The organism is Streptomyces sp. NPDC049915 (assembly GCF_040656475.1).
Lineage (GTDB): Bacteria > Actinomycetota > Actinomycetes > Streptomycetales > Streptomycetaceae > Streptomyces.
Genome location: NZ_JBFAMH010000049.1, coordinates 1 through 22,264, shown reverse-complemented (window position 1 = coordinate 22,264; position 22,264 = coordinate 1). Strand labels below are relative to the sequence as shown.

15 protein-coding genes and 5 pseudogenes are annotated in these 22,264 nt (G+C 68.2%); 8 read left to right on the top strand and 12 right to left on the bottom strand.

Features of this window, described 5'->3' with window-relative positions; all coding sequences use genetic code 11:
• Positions 1-298: 298 nt before the first annotated feature.
• From AB0J12_RS38305 to AB0J12_RS38295, 3 genes are read right to left on the bottom strand one after another with little or no spacing between them, the layout of a single operon-like run.
• Complete coding sequence (locus tag AB0J12_RS38305; protein ID WP_363269420.1) at positions 299-622, bottom strand: hypothetical protein; 324 nt, start codon at positions 620-622, stop codon at positions 299-301.
• Positions 619-1,479 carry a helix-turn-helix transcriptional regulator gene (locus tag AB0J12_RS38300; protein ID WP_363269419.1) on the bottom strand — a complete coding sequence of 287 codons (861 nt, stop codon included), beginning with the start codon at positions 1,477-1,479 and terminating at the stop codon, positions 619-621. The genes AB0J12_RS38305 and AB0J12_RS38300 overlap by 4 nt, the downstream gene beginning before the upstream one ends.
• 11 nt (positions 1,480-1,490) lie before the next feature.
• The gene (locus AB0J12_RS38295; RefSeq protein ID WP_363269418.1) at positions 1,491-2,225 is read right to left on the bottom strand and encodes a DUF6879 family protein; all 735 of its coding nucleotides are present in this window, start codon (positions 2,223-2,225) and stop codon (positions 1,491-1,493) included.
• A 177-nt stretch (positions 2,226-2,402) separates the two neighbouring features.
• Between AB0J12_RS38295 and AB0J12_RS38290 the strand changes: the two genes are divergently transcribed.
• From AB0J12_RS38290 to AB0J12_RS38280, 3 genes are read left to right on the top strand one after another with little or no spacing between them, the layout of a single operon-like run.
• On the top strand, positions 2,403-2,603 hold the full coding sequence (locus tag AB0J12_RS38290; RefSeq protein WP_363269417.1) for a hypothetical protein: 201 nt from the start codon (positions 2,403-2,405) through the stop codon (positions 2,601-2,603).
• Positions 2,600-2,941 carry a hypothetical protein gene (locus tag AB0J12_RS38285; RefSeq protein WP_363269416.1) on the top strand — a complete coding sequence of 114 codons (342 nt, stop codon included), beginning with the start codon at positions 2,600-2,602 and terminating at the stop codon, positions 2,939-2,941. Before AB0J12_RS38290 ends, AB0J12_RS38285 begins: the two co-directional genes overlap by 4 nt.
• On the top strand, positions 2,938-3,171 hold the full coding sequence (locus AB0J12_RS38280; protein ID WP_363269415.1) for a hypothetical protein: 234 nt from the start codon (positions 2,938-2,940) through the stop codon (positions 3,169-3,171). Before AB0J12_RS38285 ends, AB0J12_RS38280 begins: the two co-directional genes overlap by 4 nt.
• Before the next feature lie 204 nt (positions 3,172-3,375).
• Here the strand turns inward: AB0J12_RS38280 and AB0J12_RS38275 are convergent, their stop codons facing one another.
• The 3 genes and pseudogenes from AB0J12_RS38275 to AB0J12_RS38265 form a co-directional block, all read right to left on the bottom strand.
• Positions 3,376-3,747 (bottom strand): hypothetical protein, encoded by a 372-nt coding sequence (locus tag AB0J12_RS38275; RefSeq protein WP_363269414.1) that lies wholly within the window; start codon positions 3,745-3,747, stop codon positions 3,376-3,378.
• 96 nt (positions 3,748-3,843) lie between these two features.
• Positions 3,844-4,065 (bottom strand): annotated as a pseudogene (locus tag AB0J12_RS38270) (fic family toxin-antitoxin system, toxin component); the annotation flags it as partial.
• Positions 4,066-4,232: 167 nt separating this feature from the next.
• Positions 4,233-4,999: pseudogene (locus AB0J12_RS38265) on the bottom strand (IS5 family transposase); the annotation flags it as partial.
• Here AB0J12_RS38265 and AB0J12_RS38260 point away from each other — a divergent pair.
• A complete protein-coding gene (locus tag AB0J12_RS38260; protein WP_363269421.1) occupies positions 4,919-5,233 on the top strand; it encodes a DUF4259 domain-containing protein in 315 nt (104 codons plus the stop codon). The pseudogene AB0J12_RS38265 and the gene AB0J12_RS38260 overlap by 81 nt on opposite strands.
• Here AB0J12_RS38260 and AB0J12_RS38255 read toward each other — a convergent pair.
• The 4 genes from AB0J12_RS38255 to AB0J12_RS38240 all read right to left on the bottom strand — a co-directional run bounded on the left by AB0J12_RS38255 (position 5,149) and on the right by AB0J12_RS38240 (position 17,698).
• Positions 5,149-5,412 (bottom strand): hypothetical protein, encoded by a 264-nt coding sequence (locus AB0J12_RS38255; RefSeq protein ID WP_363269413.1) that lies wholly within the window; start codon positions 5,410-5,412, stop codon positions 5,149-5,151. The genes AB0J12_RS38260 and AB0J12_RS38255 overlap by 85 nt on opposite strands.
• Positions 5,413-5,587: 175 nt before the next feature.
• The gene (locus AB0J12_RS38250; RefSeq protein WP_363269412.1) at positions 5,588-6,268 is read right to left on the bottom strand and encodes a hypothetical protein; all 681 of its coding nucleotides are present in this window, start codon (positions 6,266-6,268) and stop codon (positions 5,588-5,590) included.
• A gap of 36 nt (positions 6,269-6,304) precedes the next feature.
• Positions 6,305-16,960, bottom strand: coding sequence for a LamG-like jellyroll fold domain-containing protein (locus tag AB0J12_RS38245; RefSeq protein ID WP_363269411.1), 10,656 nt, complete (start codon positions 16,958-16,960; stop codon positions 6,305-6,307).
• A gap of 174 nt (positions 16,961-17,134) precedes the next feature.
• Positions 17,135-17,698 carry a BMP family ABC transporter substrate-binding protein gene (locus AB0J12_RS38240; RefSeq protein WP_363269410.1) on the bottom strand — a complete coding sequence of 188 codons (564 nt, stop codon included), beginning with the start codon at positions 17,696-17,698 and terminating at the stop codon, positions 17,135-17,137.
• Between the two features lie 159 nt (positions 17,699-17,857).
• Between AB0J12_RS38240 and AB0J12_RS38235 the strand changes: the two genes are divergently transcribed.
• Entirely contained in the window at positions 17,858-18,184 is a 327-nt protein-coding gene (locus AB0J12_RS38235; RefSeq protein WP_363269409.1) for a hypothetical protein, read from the top strand.
• Positions 18,185-18,336: 152 nt separating this feature from the next.
• Here AB0J12_RS38235 and AB0J12_RS38230 read toward each other — a convergent pair.
• Positions 18,337-18,477: pseudogene (locus AB0J12_RS38230) on the bottom strand (IS5/IS1182 family transposase); the annotation flags it as partial.
• A gap of 9 nt (positions 18,478-18,486) precedes the next feature.
• Between AB0J12_RS38230 and AB0J12_RS38225 the strand changes: the two are divergent.
• A pseudogene (locus AB0J12_RS38225) lies at positions 18,487-19,442 on the top strand (AAA family ATPase); the annotation flags it as partial.
• 28 nt (positions 19,443-19,470) lie between these two features.
• Here AB0J12_RS38225 and AB0J12_RS38220 read toward each other — a convergent pair.
• Positions 19,471-20,460 carry a teichoic acid biosynthesis protein C gene (locus AB0J12_RS38220; protein ID WP_363269408.1) on the bottom strand — a complete coding sequence of 330 codons (990 nt, stop codon included), beginning with the start codon at positions 20,458-20,460 and terminating at the stop codon, positions 19,471-19,473.
• 245 nt (positions 20,461-20,705) lie between these two features.
• On the opposite strand from AB0J12_RS38220, the pseudogene AB0J12_RS38215 reads away from it, so the two are divergent.
• Together AB0J12_RS38215 and AB0J12_RS38210 are read left to right on the top strand one after the other, a co-directional pair.
• Positions 20,706-21,592 (top strand): annotated as a pseudogene (locus tag AB0J12_RS38215) (isocitrate lyase/PEP mutase family protein).
• A gap of 38 nt (positions 21,593-21,630) precedes the next feature.
• Positions 21,631-21,879 carry a hypothetical protein gene (locus AB0J12_RS38210; protein WP_363269407.1) on the top strand — a complete coding sequence of 83 codons (249 nt, stop codon included), beginning with the start codon at positions 21,631-21,633 and terminating at the stop codon, positions 21,877-21,879.
• Positions 21,880-22,264: the final 385 nt, after the last annotated feature.

Genomic DNA, 22,264 nt, shown 5'->3' with positions numbered 1-22,264 from the left:
ACGCCAACCTGGCCCGTACACGCTTCACTTCGTATGCATCCACACATCCAACGTGCCCAGGAACAACCCGAACCAGAAGACCTAACGGAGTCCTATTAGGAGGCCATGAACGTGAACGCGGCGACCAAGCGCCCCGTGTCGGGGACGAACTCCATCAGGTCGAGCCCGGTCGTGGTCAGGCACGACGGCGAGAGGCTTGCTGCGGGGGCGCTGGGCCGCTCCCGGTGCCGCTGAGTCCCAACCAGTACCCGTGCCCGTAGGCGGCCGCCCCAGACGGGGGCAGGGGCGGCCGCCGGTCTCATGCGGGCCTGTGTCCCCGGGGTAGGGGAGCTGACAGCCGCGTGCCGACTGCGATGCGGTCGTTGCCCGACAGCGTGACAATGGCGCGCAGCAGGATCTGCAGTCGCCGCTCCTCGAGGTCTTGGGCGGCGGAGAGGGTGAACAGCCCGATGGGCAGCAGCGACAGGACCAGGCCGAGGAACGTGCGGTCGTCCTCGTCGAGGCCAAGGGTGTAGAGGCGGCCCATCATGTTGTCCCAGCGGCAGACGGGGCGGCCGTCAGCGCCCTCAAACAACATGCGCCCCTGTCTGGCCATACGGCCGGGCAGGGGCGCTTTCGTCATGTCCGGATGTTCAGCGCGCGGCGGGCACGGTTGATCACGTTCTGCGCGTCGGCCCCATACACCGCCGACTCGCTCAGCGTGTGCCACACCCGCCGGTACGTGGCTACCGAGTCGGCGTCGTCCAGCCACAGCTCGGCGTGCCAGTCCTCCACCACGACACGGCGTTCGTCGTAGATCCAGAACCCGTTACCGGGGTAGATCTTCAGCGAGGCGGAGAACGGAACGATGCCGAGCTCCACCGTGTCCAGGCCGATGACCCCGGCCAGGCGGTCCAGCTGCGCCGCCAACACCGCGGGTGGGCACACCAGGGCGTACAGCGCCCCCTCCCACATCGTGATCCGGTACTTGCGGCCCGGCTCGTACAACCCTGCCTGACGCTGGATTCGGGCGCGTACAGCGTCCTCCGTGTCCCTCGGCGACTGCATCAGGTTGGCGTGCCTGGCGAGGACGTGCCGGGCGTAGTCCGCGGTCTGGAGCATGCCGGGCACGAGGACGTTCTCCCAGATGGTCAGCACCCTGGTGCGGTCGTGCTCGGCCGTGATGGCTTCCTGTACGGGTCGGTGGCCAGACGCCAGCTGCCGGCGCCATGAGCGGATGTGTGACTCGAACCCGCGCAGCTGGGCGAGGAGGCCGGGGTAGGCGTCGGGCTGGCCGGTGGCCTCGGCCCACGCCTGGAGTTCCTCGGCGGTCGCGGTCTGCCGGCCGTTCTCCAGCTTGCTGACCTTGGACTTGGTCCAGCCGCCGCCGAGGCGCTGCGCGAGTTGCTCTCCGGTGAGCCGACCGCCAGGGGCGCTGAGCCTCAGCTGTCGAAGAGCCAGGCCCAACGCCTCGCGTGCCTGCTGGTAGTCAGTGCTCACCGGACCTCACGTCACGTGCTGGCGTCGAACTTCGCGTACGGAACCGCATAGTGCCAGGCCGCGTCCCGGGCCTGGCAGTAGCGGTTCACCGCGGCCGGCTCGGTGATGACTTCCGCGCCGCTCAGCTTGTCGTCCTCGTCGAAGAGGAGCCGAGCCACAAGCCGGGAGTCGAACAGCCAGAAGTCTTCGGCGGGCAGGTGCAGCTGTTCGGCCTGGGCGCGGGACAGGTTGCGGATGTCCTCACCGACGGCGCAGTTGCGCGCGGCGTTGCTGCGCAGGTAGAGCTGGCCGGGGGTGGCCGGGTTGTCGACCAGGCGCACGCGTTCGAAGCGCTTCCCCGCGTCAGTCTGGGCGCGGACGTTGCGGCACCACTCGTCGTCGTAGTCCCAGTCGATTCGCTGGCCCTTGGCGAATTGGGCCCACTCCTCGGTCTGCTCGTCGCTGGCGTACCGCCGGCGGGTCTCCAGACGCCAGGCGGTGTGCTTGAAGGTGGTGAACAGCTGGTCGAACTCCTCGGCCGCGTTGATGAGCCGCGGCGACTCATCCCGAGGGCCGAAGTCGACCAGCGTGTTGCGCGGCACCACGATCGCCACCTCCCCGTGGTCCAGGTGCTGCAGCTGCGCGAGGTCTTTCTGGTCCGTGAGGGGCGGCCCGTGGACGATGACCTCCCCGCTGTCGAGGTCCTCGTGGACGGTGGGGCAGCCTCCGCCCCCTGAGCCGGTGCCGTTGAACCGAAGCCGTCGCATGGGTGTCCCCTCCTGGTGGGTGCCGCTGATGCGCGTCCAGCCTCCCCGAGGCCGACGCCGCGGACACCACCGTTCCGCTGCCTGCATGGGAAACATTGCGCAACTCTGGCAGGTAGTCAAGAAACTTCGCGAAACCTAGCAGGCGGTGGGCAACTCCTCGCTCCTACCTTCCTGTTCATGGACGCAACCACAGACGTCGACCCCTTCGCCGCGGTGGAGTCGCTGCGGGCGGCGCTGGACGGGGCCGGGATCGTGCTGCCGTCGTTGGCGGTGGACCCGGCCGCGCCGAGCCTCCCCTTGGTGGACCTCGGCCGCGTCCGCGCTGACGTGGCGCTGCGCCTCGCGCACGCCCTCCAGAGAGGAGAGGCCGCCGCATGAGTACCACCACTCAGGAGATCCCGAAGGAAGTGCTGCGCCTTCTGGAGGTGCCCGCGCCGGACGACCAGTGCGAGGCGCAGCTGCGCGGCGCGGCCTGCGTGTGGGATGGCACGCCGCTCACGGCAGAGACCGCGGTCGAGCTCGGCGAGCGCCGGCACCGCCACCTTCACGGGCACTTCAGCACGTTCCCCCGCGGCTGCGTGTCGTGTGTCGCTGACCGTGCACACCGTGCGGTGCTCGATCACTGCCGGATGTGCGAGCAGTGCGTGGAGGACGGGGCCATCTGCATGGTTGGCCGCGTTCTGTACCGGCTCGTGCGGGAAGGGTGGCGGGCGTGAGCAAGAGCGCGAAGGCCGACGTACAGGCGGAGCTGGCTGCCTGCCGCGCCGCCGGCTACTGCGGCGAGTTGGACCCCGGCGGGCGCATCTCGTGCACCCGCCGGCCGAACCACGACGGCGACCACGTGAACCACTACCGCGGCCGGAACCGCCCGACGGACACCGAGGGCTACCGCTGGAGTCCGAGCGGTAGCCCGCTGCGCCGGCCGCCTGAGAGCAGCGTCCCATGAAGACCGGCGGCCGTCCCTGCCCCCGTCGGGGGCGGCCGTCCTCGATCCTCCGGAAGGCCCTTCCCTTACGTCGTGGGGGGTACGCGGGTCATGGAGGAAGAGCGGCCCGCCCGACGGCGATGAAGGGCGGGCCGCTCATCAGACGCCCGCTCGTCGTCTGCACCCCCGTCCGCGAGGACGAGACGGCGAGCGGGGTTGCTTGAGTTAGCTGCTCGTACCGTTCGGCCTACCGAGGACGGCCTGCACGTTGCCGCCGTAGTGGTGGATCGCCTGGCGGAGCGGGTCGAGCACCACCTGGCCGAACTCTCGTCCCGCGAGATGAAGCTGGATGATGATCGGCCCGTCCCCGCGCGCGGGCGCAGCGCCCGCCGGCTCCCCGGCGTACCGGCGCCCGCCGCCACGGGGCGCGGTCAGCATCGACGCCCACGGCGCGCGGGCCTCGAGGGTCTTACGGCGGGAGTCGGGGCCGGACCACACGCGGGAGCCGACCGGAAGGTCCAGCAGCTCCGACTCCTGCTCGCCCACCCACGTCAGCCCGCCACGCACGCCACCGGACGCGGCCGCGCCGACGTCCATGACCCGCTCGACTTCGCCGTGCTGGCCCTGCTGGTCCAGCTCAGTGGACGGCCCCCGCGCTGGGATCGTGTCCCGACAAGCAAGAGGACGACAGGGTCAGGGCTTCCACGGGCGGAGCATGGCCGCGATCCCGGCAGCAGTGCCACGCCGGCTATACAACTCGTGAGCGAATGCGGTCAGTTGCTCGCGGGTCGGGTGCTCCGGGATGTTGCTGGCTCCGAGGTACATGACGGCGACCGCGCAAGCGACGGTCAGGTTTGAATGCCCCAGCCAGCGGAAGAGACCCAAGGTGTGCACCAGGGCCGCAGCGCGTGCGTACGAGCTACCCCCCGCCGACGCGGGGACGACACGTTGACCGGCTGCTGGGCCCAGGTCAGCGAGCTATCCCCGCGTGGCGCAGGGACGACGACGCGGCGAGGGTGCGCCGGTCGTGAAAGACCGAGCTACCCCCGCGGGCGCGGGGACGACCGGACTGCGTTCCGTCTTCAAACGGTTCTTGCCCAGAGCAGGAATGACGCGAGTGTGACCGCTGCTTCGTAGGAGGTGGCGGTCTTCTCGTATCGGGTTGCGATGCCACGAGAGCCTTTGAGCCGGTTGAAGCAGCATTCGACGATGTTGCGTTGGCGGTAGATCTGCTGGTCGAACGTTGGTGGTCGGCCGCCGCGGCGGCCGCGGTTGTGCCGGTGTCGCTGCTGGTCTGTCTTTTCTGGGATGGTGTGCCCGATGCCGCGTTTGCGCAGGTAGGCGCGGAAGCCGCGGGAGCTGTAGGCCTTGTCGTCGATGACCTGGTCAGGCCGGCAGCGGGGTCGGCCCAGGCCGGTGCGCGGGACCCGGATGCGTTCCAGAAGAGGTCGTGCGCAGATGTTGTCGTGACGTTGGCCGGGTGTCACCAGGACGGCGAGCGGGCGCCCCTTGCCGTCGCAGGCGAGATGTATTTTGGTCGTCAGTCCGCCTCGGGATCGGCCGAGGGCGTGATCGTCCGGTTCGTCCGGCCTGTTGATCCCCCTTTTGGGCCGGTGGCGGCGGCGTGCTGGTGGGCGCGGACGATGGTGGAGTCGATCTGGACGAGCCAGTCGATATCGCCGGCCGCGTCCGCACGGGCTTGGATCTGCTGGAGGGCTCGGGTGAACACGCCGTCCAGGGCGTAGCGGCGGAAGCGTGTGTAGACGGTCTGCCAGGGGCCGTAGCGTTCCGGCAGGTCCCGCCAGGAGATCCCGGTCCGGATTTCTGCGGGGACCTTGAAGAGGCGGCCGCAGGCGAACGCGAGGGCATTGTCCGCGGCACTCTCATACGCGTGATCGACACCGCGGGTTACCTCGAAGCACCCGAGTCCGAGGAAGCCGTAGCTGCGGCCGCTCTTGTCGCCGCGCAGTGCCCTGGGGGTGAGCCTGCCGATCCCATTTACGGGACGGAAGAGCCTCTTCCTGATCTCATGGGCCTGCGCGATCTCGCTCTCCATGCCCTCGGCCGGCTGGTGACGACGTAGGCGTGGCCGTTGGTGGCCGTGTTGAGGATGTCTCCGCGGTGAAGTTCACCGGCGACCACCCAGGTGTGGGTGGTGTCGTTCCAGAAGGGATGGTTGGACGTGGTGTGTAGGGTGGCGGTCTTGCCGCCCTTCGTGCGGACGGTCAGGTCGAGCAGGTCGCGGTCGTGGTTGATCCACACATGCTGAACCTCCCGGGTGCCTTGCTGCTTACCCGTCTCGGGGCTGGCCGACTTGACTACCAGCCCCGCGAGAACAGCGAAAGTCGAGTTCCACATACCGCACTCAAAATGAGGAAGCCCCGCTCGATGTGGTCGAGCGGGGCTTCCGTGGGGTGGAGCGAGTAGACGAATCGCGTCAGTGCTCCCGGCCCTGACTCTCCGTCACCTCATTGTCAATCAGGTGTTCCATTGCCGCAACCAGAAATTCGCCGTACCCATAGGCGGCGCCCTGCCTTTCCAGTTCGTCATAAACGTAGGCTGGGACAGGGTGAGCAGAATTCAGGAGACTGCGAACGACAATGCGGAGTGCCAGTTCCGGACAGACATTGTCGGCAATTCCATCCCACGCGACCAGAAACTCAGAGTCCGAAACCTCTTGCCGGACGAGACCGCCGACCGAGGCCGTTTTGTCGATCCACTGTCTCACCGGAGCAGGAAGCGGATCATGCTGACAGGCCGGAATGACGTCGAGTTGGGATCCGGAATTCTCGGCCAGCCAACTCCGAGCGATGTCCGCTACTTTGAGAAGCCATTCCCTGCCGTCCCTTCCGAAAAGGCCGGCTGGCCTTCCGGAAGGGACGCAGGCGTCCCAGAGGGTGCCCAGAGATTCCGCTGAAAGCTCTGAGCGGAGCATTCTCTGGGTGTCCTCGAGCAGCAGGGACACCTTCTTCGCTCGCAGCTCGCCGAGTTCGCTGATCCAGGTGTGAATCAGACCCTCAGGTGTTTTCGCGTAGAAGCGCCAATCCTGATGAAATTCGCCAGCGAGTCGAGTGATGCCGAAATCGAACTCGGCTACATTGAGAATTTCATCGGTCATGGCTTCCGGTGCCCCATGTTTCATGTTGGAATCTGACTATTTAGGGATGACGGTGTCGACGATGAACCCCATCGGGTGCCCCTTCATCCGTCGAAGGATCACCGTATACCCGTTTCCGGTCGGTGTGCCGACCAGATTCCCGTTACTGTCGCGGGTGTACGACGTTCCCAGGGAACTCCCCTTGGGGCCGTAGAAGCCCTGGTACGGAGGAGACTTCGTTTCTCCGGTCTTGAACCACTTCTGCAGCTGGCTCTTCTGCCCGCCGGCGGTGATCTTCTTGATCACCTCGTCCGCGATCGCCTGTGCGTCGCCCTGGTCGTGGAAGACCGAGTTGATGCCCTTCTGGTCCACAAGATCCCCGAGCCTGTTACCTGGCCTCACATGGTGACTGAGCGTGTGGGCGAATTGGGGATACTGAGCCTCGTCCGCGTCCAAGTCATTGCAGTTGTGGACCAGGACCGGCGTGGCTCCCGCCAGCACATAGTACGTGTGGAGTTGCTGGACGGTGAGGTTCCAGCGGTCTGCGTCACCAGGGGTGATCCGGGTGGTGACTACGTAGACGTGGCCGTTACTGGACGTGTTGAGGGCGTCGCCGCGGTGAAGTTTGCCAGCGGCGACCCAGCGGTGCGTGGTGTCGTTCCAGAAGGGATGGTTGGACGTGGTGTGGAGGGTGGCGGTCTTGCCGCCCTTCGTGCGGACGGTCAGGTCGAGCAGGTCGCGGTCGTGGTTGATCCATACATGCTGGACCTCCCGGGTGCCTTGCTGCTTACCCGTCTCGGGGCTGGCCGACTTGACCTTGTCGCCGGTCTTGATCTTTCCGATCGCCTTGGCCTTGCCGTCTCCCATCAGGACCTTGGTCTCGGGGGAGAAGCTGCACTTGTCGCCGGAGTTCGGCGCCTTGAGGCCACTGCGCTCACTTTCGGCGGCGACCTTGGAGGTTCCTCCGGCCGACCTCGGCGAGGCGGAGCTGACCGACTTGGCCGCGGACGAACCCGCTGCCCCTTCCTCGCCCGCAGCCGACTCGACCGCGAGTGCGCCTCCGCCCGCTGTGGCTGCGACGCCGGCGCCGATGAGGGCTGAACCGCCCTCCGCGATAGCGGCTGTGATGCCGCCGGCGAGTGCGCCTCCGGCGCCTCCCATCGCGACGCCTTCGAGCATGGCGCCGCCGATGGCACCGATGCAGACGCCGGCGGTGGCGACGACACAGACGGCCGCACCGACGACTGCCAGGGCGACGAGAGTTCCGACGATGGCGGTCTTGTGCTTCTTGATGAACGCGGACGCGGCCTTCTTGGCCTTCTTCAGCGCACCACCGATCGCCTTGCTGGCTTTCCTGAGCTGTGTGACGGCGTGATGGTAGTGCTGTTTCGCGCTCTTGATCGCATGGTGCACGATCTGCCGGGCACGGTGGTAGTAGTGCTTGGCGTAGTGGTAGAGGGTGGGATGGTGGTCGCGGATGTAATGGGCGGCCTTCCTGGCGTAGTGCTTGGCGACCTTCTTGATCGCGGCCTTCAGTCCGTGCTTCTTCACCTGCTTCACGAAGTTCTTGACGTGCTTGACGGCCGACTTCAGGTGACGGCGCAGGCTGGAGTGGTGCCAGGCGTGGGATGCCTTCTTCTTGATGGACTTCACCGCGCCCCACAGCGACCAGTGGCCGGTGGGGTCGGTGTTGGTCAGCGGGTTGTCGTCGCCGTAGGCGAAGCGGTCCGCGGCGACCGAGTCCGGGATGGGGCTGTTGGCGACGGTGTCCCGGGAGGAGAACTGGCCGATGTTGGGGTTGTACCAACGGGCGGCCATGTCGACCTGGGAGGTGTCCGGGTCGGTCCACTCGGACTGGTAGCCCAGGGCCCCGACCATGCTCTGCGTGGCGAGGACCTTGCCGAACGGGTCGTAGGTGGTCGATCCGGTCAGCGCCGTGCCGGCGTCGGTGAACTGGCCGACCACGTCGTCGTGCACGTCGGTCATGGCCAGCACCTTGGTGCCGCCTGCGTTGATGCCGATCAGTGCGCCATCGGGGTCGCGACTGTAGGTGGTGGCGCCGTCGGAGGCCAGATCGTTGGCGATACCGGTGTAGGAGAAGGTCTGGTTGGCGCCCCCGCCTCCGGCGGTGACCATCCGGTCCAGTCCGTCGTACGCGTACGTCTTCACACCGGAGGTGATCACCCGGTTGAAGGCGTCCGCCGTGGTGCTGGTGGTCTGGCTCTGTGCGTCGACGACGGAGCGCAGGGTGCCACGGGCGGTGTAGCTGTAGGTGCTGTGGCTGTCCGACATCAGTTCGTTGCGGGCGTTGTACGTGTAGGTGTCCGCGCCGACTCTGGTGCGGTTGCCCGCGTTGTCGTAGCCGTAGGTGGTCGTGGTGGTGCCGTTGTTCCAGGAGGAGAGCCGGTCGGCCCAGTCGTAGGTGTAGGTGTTGGTCGCGGCCCCCGAGAATCCCGTGGTGGTCTTGGAGGTCTCGTTGTCGTTCAGGTCGTAGCCGTAGGTGACCGATGCCTCGGTCCCGCCCGCCGGCTTGGTGAGGGTGTCGCTGGTGAGCCGGTGCGCCCAGTCGTACTGCAGGGTGCGGTTCGCCTTGCCGGTCCCGTACGAGATGGACGACGGCAGCGACATCGTGTTGTAGCTGACAGTGGCGGTGGACCCGGTGGCGGCGTCAGCGATGGTCTTCAGCCGGCCCGCGGTGTCGTAACCGTAGGTGGAGGTGCCCGCCGCGTCGGTGCGCCTGGTCATCTCGCCGTCGCCGCCGTAGGCGAAGGACGAGGTTCCCGACGGTCCGGCGGTGCTGAGCAGGTTGCCACGGTCGTCGTAGGTGAAGGTGTCGTCCGTGTTCGGAGCGGCGGCGGAGGTGACGCGGCCGTCGGCGTCGTAGCCGAAGGCGTGGTCCGCGGTCGCCGCCTCGGCACCGGTGCCGGTCTGCCTGGTCAGGTCTCCTGTGGTCGAGTCGTAGGAGTCGACGACGGACACGCCGCCGGGGGACATCTGCTGCGTCACCCGCGCGTCGGCGTCGTAGACGGTGGTGTAGGTCCGGTCCGCGACCGCCGGGTAGGCAGGCGTGGACGGCTCGATCTGCGACTCCGGCAGGCCCCACTTGTTGTACGTGGTCAGCCAGTCGTGTCCGGCGACCGGGTTGCCCGAGGCGTCGTAGCCGTTGCCGTCGGTGAACCGGGTGAGGTTGCCGACCGCGTCGTATCCGAACGAGGTCGTGATCGACTGTCCGGCCGCGACCGGCTGTACCTCCTTGGTCACCATTCCCGTCGCGTCGTAGGCGAGGGTGGTGGTGTGGCCGTTGCCGTCGGTGGAGGACGTCAGGTTACCCGCCGGGTCGTACTGCGCGGAGGTGGTGCGGCGCACCATCGAGGTGGCGTCGTACTCCCCGGTGCCGACCGCGTTGCCGAAGGCGTCGTACGTCGTCGTCGAGAAAGTGCCGTCCGGGTTGGTGACCTTGGTCTGGCGGCCGTCCATGTCGTAGGTGTACTGGGTGGTGTTGTTCGCCCCGTCCACAACCGAGGTCTGCTCACCGGCCGCGTTGTAGGTGAACGACGTGGTCACACCGTCCGGCGACACCGACGACGACAGCAGACCGCCGGGGGCGTCGTAGTGGTTGGTGGTGGTGTACGCGGCCTGCGACGGCCGGCGCTCGACCTGGGTAGAGGTGAGCTGGTGGCCCAGGTAGTCGTACGTGCCCTGGGTCACCGCGCCGGTGGGGTCGGTCACCGACAGCAGGTCACCGTTGGTGTCATAGGCGGAGTGGGCCGTGCGTCCGCCCGGCAGCGTCTCGTCGACCTGGTCGCCGAGCTGGTCGTAGGTGTAGGAGGTGACCTTGCCCAGCGCGTCGGTCTCGGAGGTGATCTGACCGGCGGCGTTGTACTGCGTGGAGGTCACCGGGGTGATCGGTGTCGAGGAGCCCGGCGGCGTGTACGAGGGCATGGTCTGCGAGACCTGCTGACCCAGCGGGTCGTACCCGGTCGTGACGACGTTGCCGTTCGGGTCCTTGGTCTCCGCCACCTCACCGAAGGTGTTGTAACCGATGTACGCAATCGGGTGCGAGGCCCCGACGGTCGAGGTTCCCGTCGCCGCGTCGACCGTCTCCGAGTTCGCCGTCGGCGCCGTTGTGACCGCGGGATTCCCGGCCTCGTCGTAGGCGTAGGACGTGACGTTGCCGTTCGCGTCGGCCGCCCAGAGGGGAAGTCCCCGCTGGTCCAGGTCCGCCCGCGTGGTGTGCACGGTCGAGTTCGCCACAGGGAGCGTCCCGCCGTACAGGCTCGAGACCTGCGTGGCGGACAGTGCGCTGGAGTAGGCCTGGACATCGGCTATCGAGCCGTTGGCGTACTCGCCCCAGGTGCCCGCGGACTTCTTCCGGGCGATGTCGAAGGTGCTGGTGGCGTTCCACGGGGTCGTGAAGGCCTTCGTGCCGGCCAGAGCACCGTTGACGTAGAGCTCGAACTGGCTCGCCGCGGCGTTGTAGACACCGGTCAGGTGGGTCCACTGACCCACGACAGGAGTGCCGCCGTATGTAGCGGTCCAGGCGGCGCCGGCGGTGTCACTGGCGTGACCACCGAACGCCCACGCGTTGGACCCGGAGGAGTAGTACAGCTGGAAGCCGCTGGTGGTGGTGCCGGTCTGGGAGACGAACGTGGAGTTGCTCGCCGAGGAGCCGAGCTTGACCCACGCCGAGACGGTGTAGCTCGTCGCGGTGTCCACGACCGGACTCGCGGTCTCCGCGTACGACGTGGACGTGCCGTTGAACACGGCGCTGCCGCCGTGGTCGGTCGACCTCGTCACACCGCTCGCGGCGGTCGCGGGGTTGTTCGCCCCGGAGGAGTCGGCCGCGTTGGTTCCGGACGTCTCGTTCAGCTTCCAGCGGCCGACCGGCGCGGTGTTGGCGTCGTGCACCGTCGCCGAGAGAGTGTTGCCGAGCGCGTCGTAGGAGTACGACGTCGTCTCAGGCGTACCAGAGGCGCCGGTGTGCGTGGACGTGACCACGTGGTCGTCCGGGTCGTACGACACCGTGTCGCTGCGGTTCAACCCGGTGGGGTCCAGCGTCGTGGTGGTCGTGCGGGACGCCGCGTCCACCGCGAAGGTGGTCGTGGCCGCGCCGTCGTCGGAGACCTGCTTGATCAGGTTGTCGGCGGCGTCGTAGGTGTTGACCTGGTCCACGAACGACTTCGGGTGGGCCGGGTCCGTCACCGCGTCCGTGCGCGTGATCGTCGCCGGGAGCCCGTTGTCCGTGTAGGTGTAGGACGTCGTGAAGCCCATCGAGTTCGTGACCGAGGCGAGACGTCCCGCCGGGTCGTACGCCCGCGAGTCCAGCGTCAGGGTGCGTGCGGGGGACGGGTTGTCCGGGTCACCTGTGTAGCCGGGCTGCGTGGTGGTGATCCCACGGTTGTCGGCGTCGAAGGTGTAGTCCGTCTCGTTCCCCGATGGGTCGACCTCGGTGACCACGTTGCCGTACACGTCGTGCGTGTAGGTCGTGGTCAGGAGCGTCTTGTCCGAGCCGTCCGCGTTGAAGGCCGAGACCTCCGACTTGGTGGCCATGCGGTTGCCCGAGTCGTAGGTCCACTCGGTGCGGCGCTGTCCGTCCCCGCCGGTCAGGTCCTTGATCGTCTCGGAGAGAGGGTTGCCGTCGGTGTCGTAGACCGTCGTCGTCTGCGCGGTGTGGGTCGCGCTGGTCACGCGGTCGAGGACGGGCGGGGCGGTCTCGGAAACGACCTGGTCGTCCTTGTCGTACGTGTACGACGTCGTCAGACCCGCCGGGTAGCTGTCCGATATCTCGGTGCTGCTCAGCTTCCGGCCGATGTTGTCGTAACCGAAGTTGACCGACGCGCCGTTGGCGTCCGTCTGCCGCGCCAGGTCACCGTTGTGGTTGTAGGTGTATGTCGTGGCCGCGCCACCCGGCGTGACGACGGACGCCTCCAGGTACGCCGGGGCGTACCCGCTGTCCGCGGCGGCCGTGGTCGCCGTGGTGTAGGTCGTCGTCGTGGTCCGGCCGGCCGGGAAGCCCGGCACCGGCGGGGTGGTCACCGTCGTCTGGTTGCCGTACTGGTCGTAGCCGTAGCTCGTCAGGTACGTGTTGTCCGTCGGACCGGAGGAGCGCCCGTCCCGCTCGGTGAGCATCAGGTCGTTGCGCGGGTCCGGCGCCGGGTTCGCCGTCGTGTCGTCCGGATAGTAGGTGTAGTACTCCGTCGCGCACAGGTTCTGCGACTGGTCCTGGCACGTCGTCTTCGACACCACGTTGCCACGCACGTCGTGACCGGTGGTGGTCGTGTTCCCGTCCGGGTCCGTGGTGGTGTAGAGGAAGCCGGAGGTGTCGTAGCCGTAGGTGGTGCGGTTGCCCAGGGCGTCCGTCTGGGAGAGGACCCGGTCACCATTGTCGACGTCGTAGCCGTAGGTGATGTACTTCGTCGACCCGTCGGTGGTCGGCACCTGGATCCGCACCGTCCGCACCGGCGCGACACCGGAGGAGGCCTTGTACGCCGACCACTGCTGCGTCACCTGGGCGGCGCTCAGGGCCGAACGGAAGACCGCGACCTCGGCGAGCGATCCTTCCCAGTAGTCGCCCTGGTTCCCCGCGTACAGGGCGCGTCCGATCTGCAGGGCGCCCGTCGCGGACCAGACGTTCGGCCGTGCGATCGTGCCCTGGAGCGTGCCGTTGACGTAGAGCGCGAGCTGGCCGCTCGTGGCGTCGTAGCTGGCCGCGAGGTGGGTCCACTGGCCGGTCGCCGCGATGGCGGTCGAGTACACGGCCTGCGTGGTCAGGTTGCCGCTCGATGAGTCAGCCGTCGGAACCCGCAGCGCCCACTTGTTCTGGGTGTGCTCGTAACCGAGGTAGAACCCGGCGTGGTAGGTGCCGTCCTGGCTGACGGCCGTGTAGTTACTGGTGGTGGAGCTGAGGTTCACCCAGGCCGAGACGCTGAAGCTCTTGGAGGTGTCGACCTCCGACGTGCCGGGGCTCGCCCAGGAGCTGGAGGCCTTCGCGAACGACGCCGCCTTCACGTCACTGGCGCCGAACGGGCCGGCGGCGTTGAGGGTGACGTTGTTGTAGGTGGCGTGGCCGGTGTTGACCTCGTTGGCCCCGGCGGAACCCGAGGTGTCGCTCAGCCGCCAGTAGCCGGAGGGTCCGGCACCCATCACCGCGGAGCGGTAGACCTGCGAGGATCCGGTGACCGTGGGCGGGGACAGCTTCCAGACGCCGCCGTTGTTGTCCGTCTCCTGGGAGATGGTGTCGTCGACCGCGTTGTACTGCACGCTGTTCTGGGTCTTGCCCGAGGGCAGCGTGATGGTCTGGAGCACCTTCGCAGACGTCGTGGCCGCCGAGTACTGGTTGGTGATCGTCGCCGCGTCCAGCGGCTTGTTGAAGATCGCCGCCTCGGCCATCAGACCGCTGTAGTGGCCGAGGGTGTCGGCGGGCATGTCGGGCCAGCCGTGGGTGTCCACACCCGCGCCGAAGGTGACGTACGGCTGGTTCCAGGACCACAGGCTGCCGGCCATGGTTCCGGTCAGGGCGCCGTCGAGGTACATCGACTGGGTGTTGCCCGCGGAGGTGAGGACCACCTGGTGCCAGGCGTTGTTGTTGACCGTGGTCGCGGACTGGATCGGGGTGTTGCAGCCGGCGGCCATCGCGAAGCAGCCGTGCAGCTTGCCGTTGGTGCCGATGTAGATCGCCGGGGTGTTGTACTTGGTGTTCGCGACCGGGTCGGAGTCGGTCAGCGGCTTGTCACCGTAGTAGAACAGCACGCCGCCGGCCTGGGACGTCTTGAACCAGAGCGACACCGAAGCGTACGTGCGCGTCGCGCCCGGCGTGCCCGGGATCGACAGGTACGAGCTGGTGCCGTTGAACGACGCGGCGTGGCTGCTCGCCAGCGGCCCGGTCGAGCCCAGGGTGACGTTGTGGTAAGTGCCGTTGAGGTTACCCTCGTTGGTGTCCACACCGTCGGCGGCCGTCGTGCCGGACGTCTCACCCATGCGCCAGTACGCGAACGGGTCCGCGTCCAACACCGTGGTCCGGTAATGGTTACCGGCGGCGTAGCCGTAGGTGGTGCAGTGCGTGGGGTCGGCAGGCGGGCAGACCGAGGTCAGATTGTCGCCGCTGTAGCCGTAGCTCCAGGTCTCGATCGTGCTGGAGTTCCCCGCCGTCGCCGGATCGGTCGCCACCGTCGCCACGTGGGAGACGGTCGCGCCCGCGGGCTTCGACCAGGTGAAGTTCAGCGTGCGGCCCGAGACCTGCGAAGTGATCTTGGTGAGCGGGCCGGAGCTGTAGTCGAAGGTCTCCGCGCGGCCGGCGTAGTCCGTGATCGAGGTGATCGCGTACGCGCCCGTCCTGCCCGTGACCCCCTTCTGGAAGAGGTAGGCGGTGTCATCCTTGTCCACCAGCTTGTAGCCGGCCGGCGTGGTGGTCGCGGTCAGGGACGCCCAGCGCCCCGGCGGCGGGGTGAAGGAGCCGTCGGCGTTCTTGCCGAAGCCGACCTGCGAACCGTCGGGGTAGGTGATGTTGACACTCGCCACCGCGCCCGAGGAGTCCTTGACCTCTGCGGCCTCCATGTCCGCGACCGTCGACCAGCCCGCGCCGAACGCGCCGTCCACCCGCGGGTCCAGGGAGTTGTAGTCACGCTCGACCGACAGCGACGGGCCGACCGTCTGCACGTCGGCGTCGGTGTCGGAGGTGGTGTAGTTGCCGACGCTCGGATCGAAGTCGTGTCCGTCGGTGTTCTGCGACAGACCCGAGGTCACCACGGGCTGCGGCACCACGGCCGTGAGCTCGCTCTGCGTCCACCCCGAGTACAGCAGACTGTCGTAGGTGCGCACCTGCCACAGGTAGGTGCCGCCCCAGGTCATCTTCCCCGAGGGGACGGTCCAGTCACCACCGGTGATCAGCCCCGAGTCGGAGATCACCGCACCGGTGGAGGCGTCCAGGAGCTGGAACTGGTACTTCAGCGCCGAACCCGGGTAGTTGTCCGAGTCGTAGCCGTACGCCACCAGTTCGGGCTTCAGCGTCTGGGTGTTGTAGTTGTCCGGCGGGTAGGAGGCGTCGATCTGCGGGGCGACGTTCCCGTTCAGCGTCAGGTCCAGGTAGGGCCGGTAGCTGGTGGGGGCGTTGACCGAGTCGAACTGCTTCCAGTGCAGGGCGTCGGTGTTCGTCGAGTACAGCGCGAGACCGTGGTTGCTGACCGTTCCGCCGGCGATGCCGTTGAACCAGGTGGTGTTCAGCGGCACGTTCATCCACGTACCCGTGGTCCGCGAACCGCCGGAGTTGGTGCACGCCGCACCCGGGTTGGCGGTCAGCTGTCCCAGCGCGGGGCTGTCGTACGCCGGACCTGGGTAGGACGTCACCGCCGAACCCGTCCACGAGGCACTGATCGGGGCGACGGAGAACGGCTCAGCCGTACAGGTCGCGGCCCAGATGTCGAAGAGGTGCAGGCTCGCCGCCGACACGGTCTGACCGGAGATCATGCCGGTCAGACCGGTCAGGTGCAGGAACGAGTTGGCGCTGTGCGTGCCGGAGTCGTAGGAGCCGACCTTGAGCACGTCCTCCGTGGAGTGGTCGCCCGAGAGGTTGCTCTCGGCGTACGTGCTGTCGCTCACGGCCAGCGTCGGGTCCACCGTGACCGGCCACACCCGGTTCTTGGCGCCCAGCCACGAACGGTCCGCCGTCATGGTCAGGATCCAGTCGTCGCCGGACCGCGAGAGACCGTACTCCACCGCCTGCGAGGTCGTCGGCTCGCCGGACCTGCGGTCCACGCTCGAGTCCTGCATGAACGCGTGCGGAATCCGCTCCACCACGGCGCCCGAGGCATCGGTGAACTCGACCGACCCCTCGTCGGCGAGGCGCGGCGTCAGACCCGAGGCGTCCAGCTTGAACGACCACGACGTCGGCGCCTTCGCCGAGGACAGGACGATCTTCTCCTTGACGCCGTCCGCCAGCGGCACCAGCTCCAGGTCCGTGTCCGGCAGCACGCCGGCGTAGGAGACGGTGCCGTCCGCGTCCGTGACGCCCGGCACGTCCTGCGCGCCCTTCAACGCGTACGCCACGTTGTGCCCGGAGCCGGACTCCACCGACGCCAGCCGCTCGTCGCCCGCCACACCGGCGAGGTCGACCGCCACGTCGTTGGCCTTCTCCCGCCACCGTCCGCCGGACTTCACCGGCGTGGTGTCGATCGGCTTCCAGGAGCCGTCGGGGGCGCGGAAGTTGTGGCGGGAGAAGTACACGCGCCTGGTCGTCGTGCCGTTCGCGTTGCGGAACACGTCGATCTTCGCCGACGAGGCTGCCGCGTCGCGCTTGCTGGTCGCCGCGACGAAACCGTCACGCCCCTTGACCACCGCGGCACCCGTGGTGTGTTCCTTCGTGGCGCGGTGGTGCCGGGAGTCCGCGGGCAGTTCGCCCTTGCCGGAGCCCGGCTTGTGACCGTGGCCGCCGTTCGCGCGCGTGCGCGCCGCCGACGCGGTGTGGGCCAGCCCGCTCGCCGAACCGCCGAGCTGCTTGGGCAGCTTGAGCGGCGAGGTGTTGAGCCAGTCCCACAGGCCGCTCAGGGTCATCTTCGGCATGGTCAGAGCCGGGAGCGTCATTCCCTGCGCCATCGCCTCTTCGGCGGACGGTATGACCGCGAGCAGGAAACAGACCATCAGGGTGACGCCGCGCACCAACCAACGGCGGCGCAGCCACCGTGGTTGGCGCGCCGGGCGGCGACGTTGAAGGGGGGACATGATCGATCCTTAAGGAAACATTACGAAAGAAGAGCCATGCTTCCTTGGTGATCACGTTCTGACTACAGTCAGTCGATCTTCTTACATGATCCTTACTAGGTACAAGGCAACCGTTGTCCGACCAGTCCAATGACCCTGGTCGGTATGCGGATTGAACTCCTCGAAGGGGATCTGTCAGGACGCTCGGGTCAGAGCGGCGAGAAGGTCACGCACGTGCTCCCTCACCTTCGTCGAGTCGCCCTCCCGCACCACCGAAACGTTCGCGGAATCCGCCCCGTCGCCCACGACGACGAAATGCACGCCCTTCTGACGGGGCGCCACCGAACGCACGGCGTTCACCGACGTCGAGCCCACGGCCACCACCACCGAACAGTGCTCCTGTACAAGGGAGTTGACGTACGGCACGACGTTCGCCTGGGTGTCCGGCCCCGTCGCCGACAGGAAACTCGCCCGTGCCTTCGTCGCGAGGGAGGCGTCCTGCATGCCGGCCCACACCGGCGCCGCCGGTAGACCCGGCGAGATTCCGCGGCTGTCGGTGAGCAGACAGGCGTCCACGTCGCGGTAGGCCCGCGCCGTCGGCTTCACATCGTCCTTCCCCGTGGACGGCCACAGGAAGACCGCCGCCACCGCGGCGGCGACCACGACCCCGAGTCCCACGCCGAAGACGACCGGACGCCCACGCACCGCCCCCCGCGAAGCCGACCAGATCCGCCCCAACCACTGCCACGACCACTGCATGTCCGTGTCCTTCCGGAATCCCGGAGTGACCATCACCCCGTGCGGAGGCGAGAATAGAACAGTGTTCCGACCTCAAGGGCTCCGCGTCAGCCCGGGCTTCGACCAGTGGATGAGTCGCTTGTTGCGCGGGTGCGGCTGCTTGATCAGCAGGGTCGGTCGGTGAAGGCGATCGCCAGGGCGATGGGGATGAGCGCCGCAGACGTTGCCGGGGTGCTGAATGGCGCGGTCGCGGCCTCGGGGCCGGGTCGCGGCGAGCCTCGTAGCTGGGTGAACGCCGGCTGGAGCCGCAGTGTGGATCTTGAGGGTGCGCCGCAGTGGGCGGGCCTTGACCCCGGCGCTTCCGACGCGGAGGAGGTGCGCGGCCTGGTCGCGCAGCTCGCCGCCGCGGACAGCACGCGTTCAACGAAGGCGCAGGCCGCAGGGTTCCTGCGGGACGTGTTGTGTTTGGGGGTGAAGAACGCGCCCGCCTCCGGAGCCGATGAGTGAGAGTCGGCCGGCCAGGCACCGGGGGGCTCTACCTCAGCGCCTTCGAGGGGCATGTGCTAGGCACTCGCCAACCGGCAGCCCGGCGACCCGGAGTTGATTCACGAAGACACGGAATGTCCCACGGCCCTGCAGACTAGGCCGTTTCCTTCGGATCAGCTCGCCGACCAGATGAAGATGGCGGCGATGTGGAGTCCGGCAAGGTAGATGGTGGCGGTCGTGTCGTATCGAGTGGCCAGGCCGCGCCAGTGCTTGAGCCTGTTTATGCACCGCTCGACGGTGTTGCGCTGCTTGTATGCCTCGCGACCCAGCTGACCGAGACCGAGAAGGAACGGCTGCTGAAACTGGAGGAGGCCCTGCACGACCGGGTCGTCGGCCAGGACGAGGCGGTCACCGCCATCGCCCAGGCTGTGCGCCTCAACCGGGCCCGCTGGGCGACCCGTGGGCTCCTTCCTCTTCCTCGGCCCGACCGGCGTCGGCAAGACCGAACTGGCCAAGGCGCTCGCCGAGTTGCTGTTCGGCGACGAGAACCGGCTGGTGCGGTTCGACATGAGCGAGTTCCAGGAGAAGCACACCGTCTCCCGGCTGGTGGGCGCCCCGCCCGGCTACGTCGGCCACGAGGAGGCCGGCCAGCTCACCGAGAAGGTGCGCCGGCAGCCGTACAGCGCTGCTGCTGTTCGACGAGGTGGAGAAGGCCCACCCCGGACGTGCTCAACACCCTGCTGCAGGTCCTCGACGACGGCCGGCTCACCGACGCCCAGGGCCGTACCGTCGACGCCGCAACACGGTCGTGGTGATGACGTCCAACATCGGCGCCCAGCGCATCCTGGCCCACCACGGCGACGTCGGCGCCATCAAGGACGAGCTGATGGAGGACCTGCGCGGCCGGTTCCTGCCGGAGTTCCTCAACTGGATCGACGACATCGTCGTCTTCCACGCCCTCACCGAGGCCGACCTCGACCGGATCGTGGACCTGCTGCTGGACGCCAGCCGGCGCCGGTTGCGCGCCCAGGGCATGGATCTGGAGGTCACCGAGGCGGCCAAGCGGCTCCTCGTCGCGCACGGCCACCAGCCGGAGTTCGGCGCCCGCCCGCTGCGCCGCACCATCCAGGCCGAACTCGACAACCGCATCGCCTCTCTGCTGCTGGCCGACGAGGCCGACCCCGGCGACACGATCGTCACCGACGTCGTCAACGACGCGCTGGTGTGCCGGGTGCAGCGCCCGGCGGCGGTCCGGGGCGCCGCGGCGGCGGCCCCGTGAGGGGCCGGCCGCCGCGCGGCCGGTGCGGTCAGACCAGGACGTTCTTGTAGAAGAGGTTGGAGCGGCGGTCGCCCGCGACGCCCGAGGCGAAGCCGAGGAACAGGCGGACCTCGCCGGCGGCCGTCTGGTAGATCGCCAGCCCCTCCGGCTCGCGGAAGTCCAGGGTCGACCCGGCCTTCGTCAGGACCGGGCCCTGCACGATGGCGCCGGTGTTCATGTCGATGCTGGTGACCTCGGAGTTGACGATCCAGTTGCCGTTCGCGTCCTTGCCGGTGACGTCGTAGCTGTCGCCGGTCAGGACGTACAGGTACTGGCCGTAGGCCGTGTAGCCCTGGAAGGTGGACGACAGGGTGGGCAGCGTGGGCTGCTTGAAGTCGGCGAGCGGGCTGGAGAAGTCGCCGCTCGTGGCGGCGGCGAGGTCGTAGACGGCTATGTGCTTGCCGTCGGTCAGCTGGTAACGGACGACCAGGCGGTTGTTCACCGGGTCGATGGAGCAGGTGTGCTGCGTGGCCGCGGTGACGGGCGTGAACTTGGTCAGCGCGGAGGACGTGTTCGACAGGGTCGTGCCGCTGATGAACTTGAACCGGGCGAGCCGCTGGCCGTAGCCGCCCGAGGAGTCCACCTCGGTCCACAGATAGGTGGAACTGCCCACGCCCTGCGCGCCGAAGGCGACACCGTGCCCGAACCCGGTCAAATGCATGTAACCGACGTAGTTGCCCGCGAAGTCGAGCTGGGTGATGCACAGGTCGCCGGCCGTGTCCGAGGTCCCGTCGCGGCGCTGCGCCACGAACAGACGCCGGTTGACGTTGTCGAAGGCGAAGCCCTGCTGCACCGTCACGTCGTGCAGCGACTGGCCGCGGTACAGGTCGTAGGACGGCTGGGTGAGGTCGAAGCGCTGCGAGGCGGGCACGGCCGCGGACGCGGGGGAGGCGGCCGCGCCCAGTCCGAGCGCGGCGAGCCCCAGGCCGGAACCCGCGCGCAGGAGGGAGCGTCGGCTCAGGTCGGCGGTGCGGTACATGTGTCTCCTTGAGATGAGGGCATGTCAAGGCGGTGAACCCTAGGGCACGTCACCGCGCTGGTGCACCTGGCCCCCCAGTGACGTTTCTCCGGTGAACCGGTTGGGCCGTTGAAGTAAGTCAAGCGCTCCCAACAAGACGGTCGGCTCTCGGTATAGAGATCCTTTTGGTTTGGTAAAGGGCTTCCGTGGTCCCCCGCGGTCGCCCTTCGGGCCCCTGTGTTCAACCCCATCCAAGGAGCTGAACGTTGACTTACGGGAACAAGCTGCGCGAGCAGATCGCCGCACCCGGGACGACCCCGCTGATCGGTGTGTACGACATGTACTCCGCCTCGATCGCCGCCCGGCACTACGACGGGATGTTCGTCTCCGGCTTCGGCTTCGCCTCGTCCTACTACGGCCTGCCCGACATCGGTTTCATCGCCTGGCCCGACATGCTGGCGTTCGTGCAGCGGCTGCGCGGCGCCTTCCCGCACCACCACCTGCTCGTCGACATCGACGACGGCTACGTCGACCCCGAGGTCGCCTGCCACGTCGTCGAAAGTCTTGAGCGGATCGGCGCCTCCGGAGTCATCCTGGAGGACCAGAAGCGGCCCCGCCGCTGCGGCCATACCGACGGCAAGCAGGTGCTGCCGCTGGACGAGTACCTCGACAAGCTGGAACAGGTCGTCAAGACACGCCGCGACCTGGTCGTGGTGGCCCGCACCGACGCCACCGACGAGGCCGACATCCTGCACCGCGCCGAGGGCTTACCGCCACCGACGCCGACGTGGTCCTCGTCGACGGGGTGCGCAGCGTGGAGTGGATCCGCCGGATCCGCGAGGTCGTCGGGGGCAAGCCGCTGCTGTTCAACCAGATCGCCGGCGGCAAGTCGCCGAGGCTGTCGCTCAGTGAGCCCGGCCTCGGCGCCGACGTCGCCATCTACTCCACGCCGTGTCTGTTCGCCGCGCACGAGGCAATGGACTCCGCGCTCGCCGGACTCAAGGAGGCCGACGGCCGGCTGCCCGAGGTCGACGCCACGAGCGGCGTCGGCGTCAAGGCCGCCACCCGGCTGCTGGAACGCAACATCGCCCGCCTGCGGACGACACCCACGGCCGAGCAGACGGTCGCCGAGGCGGAGGCCGCCGTCGAGTAGGCCGCCGCAGCGCAGGCCGAGTCCGAGGGCGTCCCGGCGTGAGCGGCACCCGCCCCGCCGCCGCGCGGCTGCGCACGGCGGCCGCCCTCACGGCGGCCCTGCTGGGCGCCGCCACGGCCCCCGCGGCGGCGGACGGCAGCCTGATCACCGTGATCGACAACTCCCGGTCGGACTCGGTCCTGGAGGTGGACCGCACCGCCAACCTCCAGACCGGCAGCGGCACCGCCGGCAGCGACCACGACGGCAGCGCCGTGGACCTGATGAACGCGCTGGTCGGCGCGGGCTGAGGGGGCGCCCGACGGCATGTCAGGCCGGGAGGTTTCCGCTGTTCTGGCTTGTGGGGTGGAAGAGGGCGCGGCGTACCGTGCGGCGGCGGCGACAACCGGTACCGCGTCCTCGACACCATCGACGTCTGGACCGAAGACCCTGGCCCTCTCAAGCTGGCCACCCTCACCGACAGGGAGACCGCAAGCTATCAGCCCAACCGGCGGCCCTCGTAACCCGATTCCGTGGCTCCCGCGCCGCCCCGGCGGTCGCCGCTCAGGACGTGCCGCGGCTGTGGTGCAGGGCCGTGGGAGCACCGGCGGACTGGCTGCCCTCATCACCGAGGCTGATGGTGTCGGCAGCGGTCAGCTGGACCACGTACAGGTGGCCGCTCTCGCACTGCAGCGA

Excerpts from the sequence above, each read along its gene's own strand:
- AB0J12_RS38305 (WP_363269420.1), bottom strand. The coding sequence starts at position 622 with ATGACGAAAGCGCCCCTGCCCGGCCGTATGGCCAGACAGGGGCGCATG.
- AB0J12_RS38295 (WP_363269418.1), bottom strand. The coding sequence starts at position 2,225 with ATGCGACGGCTTCGGTTCAACGGCACCGGCTCAGGGGGCGGAGGCTGC.
- AB0J12_RS38290 (WP_363269417.1), top strand. The coding sequence starts at position 2,403 with ATGGACGCAACCACAGACGTCGACCCCTTCGCCGCGGTGGAGTCGCTG.
- AB0J12_RS38285 (WP_363269416.1), top strand. The coding sequence starts at position 2,600 with ATGAGTACCACCACTCAGGAGATCCCGAAGGAAGTGCTGCGCCTTCTG.
- AB0J12_RS38275 (WP_363269414.1), bottom strand. The coding sequence starts at position 3,747 with ATGGACGTCGGCGCGGCCGCGTCCGGTGGCGTGCGTGGCGGGCTGACG.
- AB0J12_RS38250 (WP_363269412.1), bottom strand. The coding sequence starts at position 6,268 with ATGACCGATGAAATTCTCAATGTAGCCGAGTTCGATTTCGGCATCACT.
- AB0J12_RS38245 (WP_363269411.1), bottom strand. The coding sequence starts at position 16,960 with ATGTCCCCCCTTCAACGTCGCCGCCCGGCGCGCCAACCACGGTGGCTG.
- AB0J12_RS38240 (WP_363269410.1), bottom strand. The coding sequence starts at position 17,698 with ATGCAGTGGTCGTGGCAGTGGTTGGGGCGGATCTGGTCGGCTTCGCGG.
- AB0J12_RS38220 (WP_363269408.1), bottom strand. The coding sequence starts at position 20,460 with ATGTACCGCACCGCCGACCTGAGCCGACGCTCCCTCCTGCGCGCGGGT.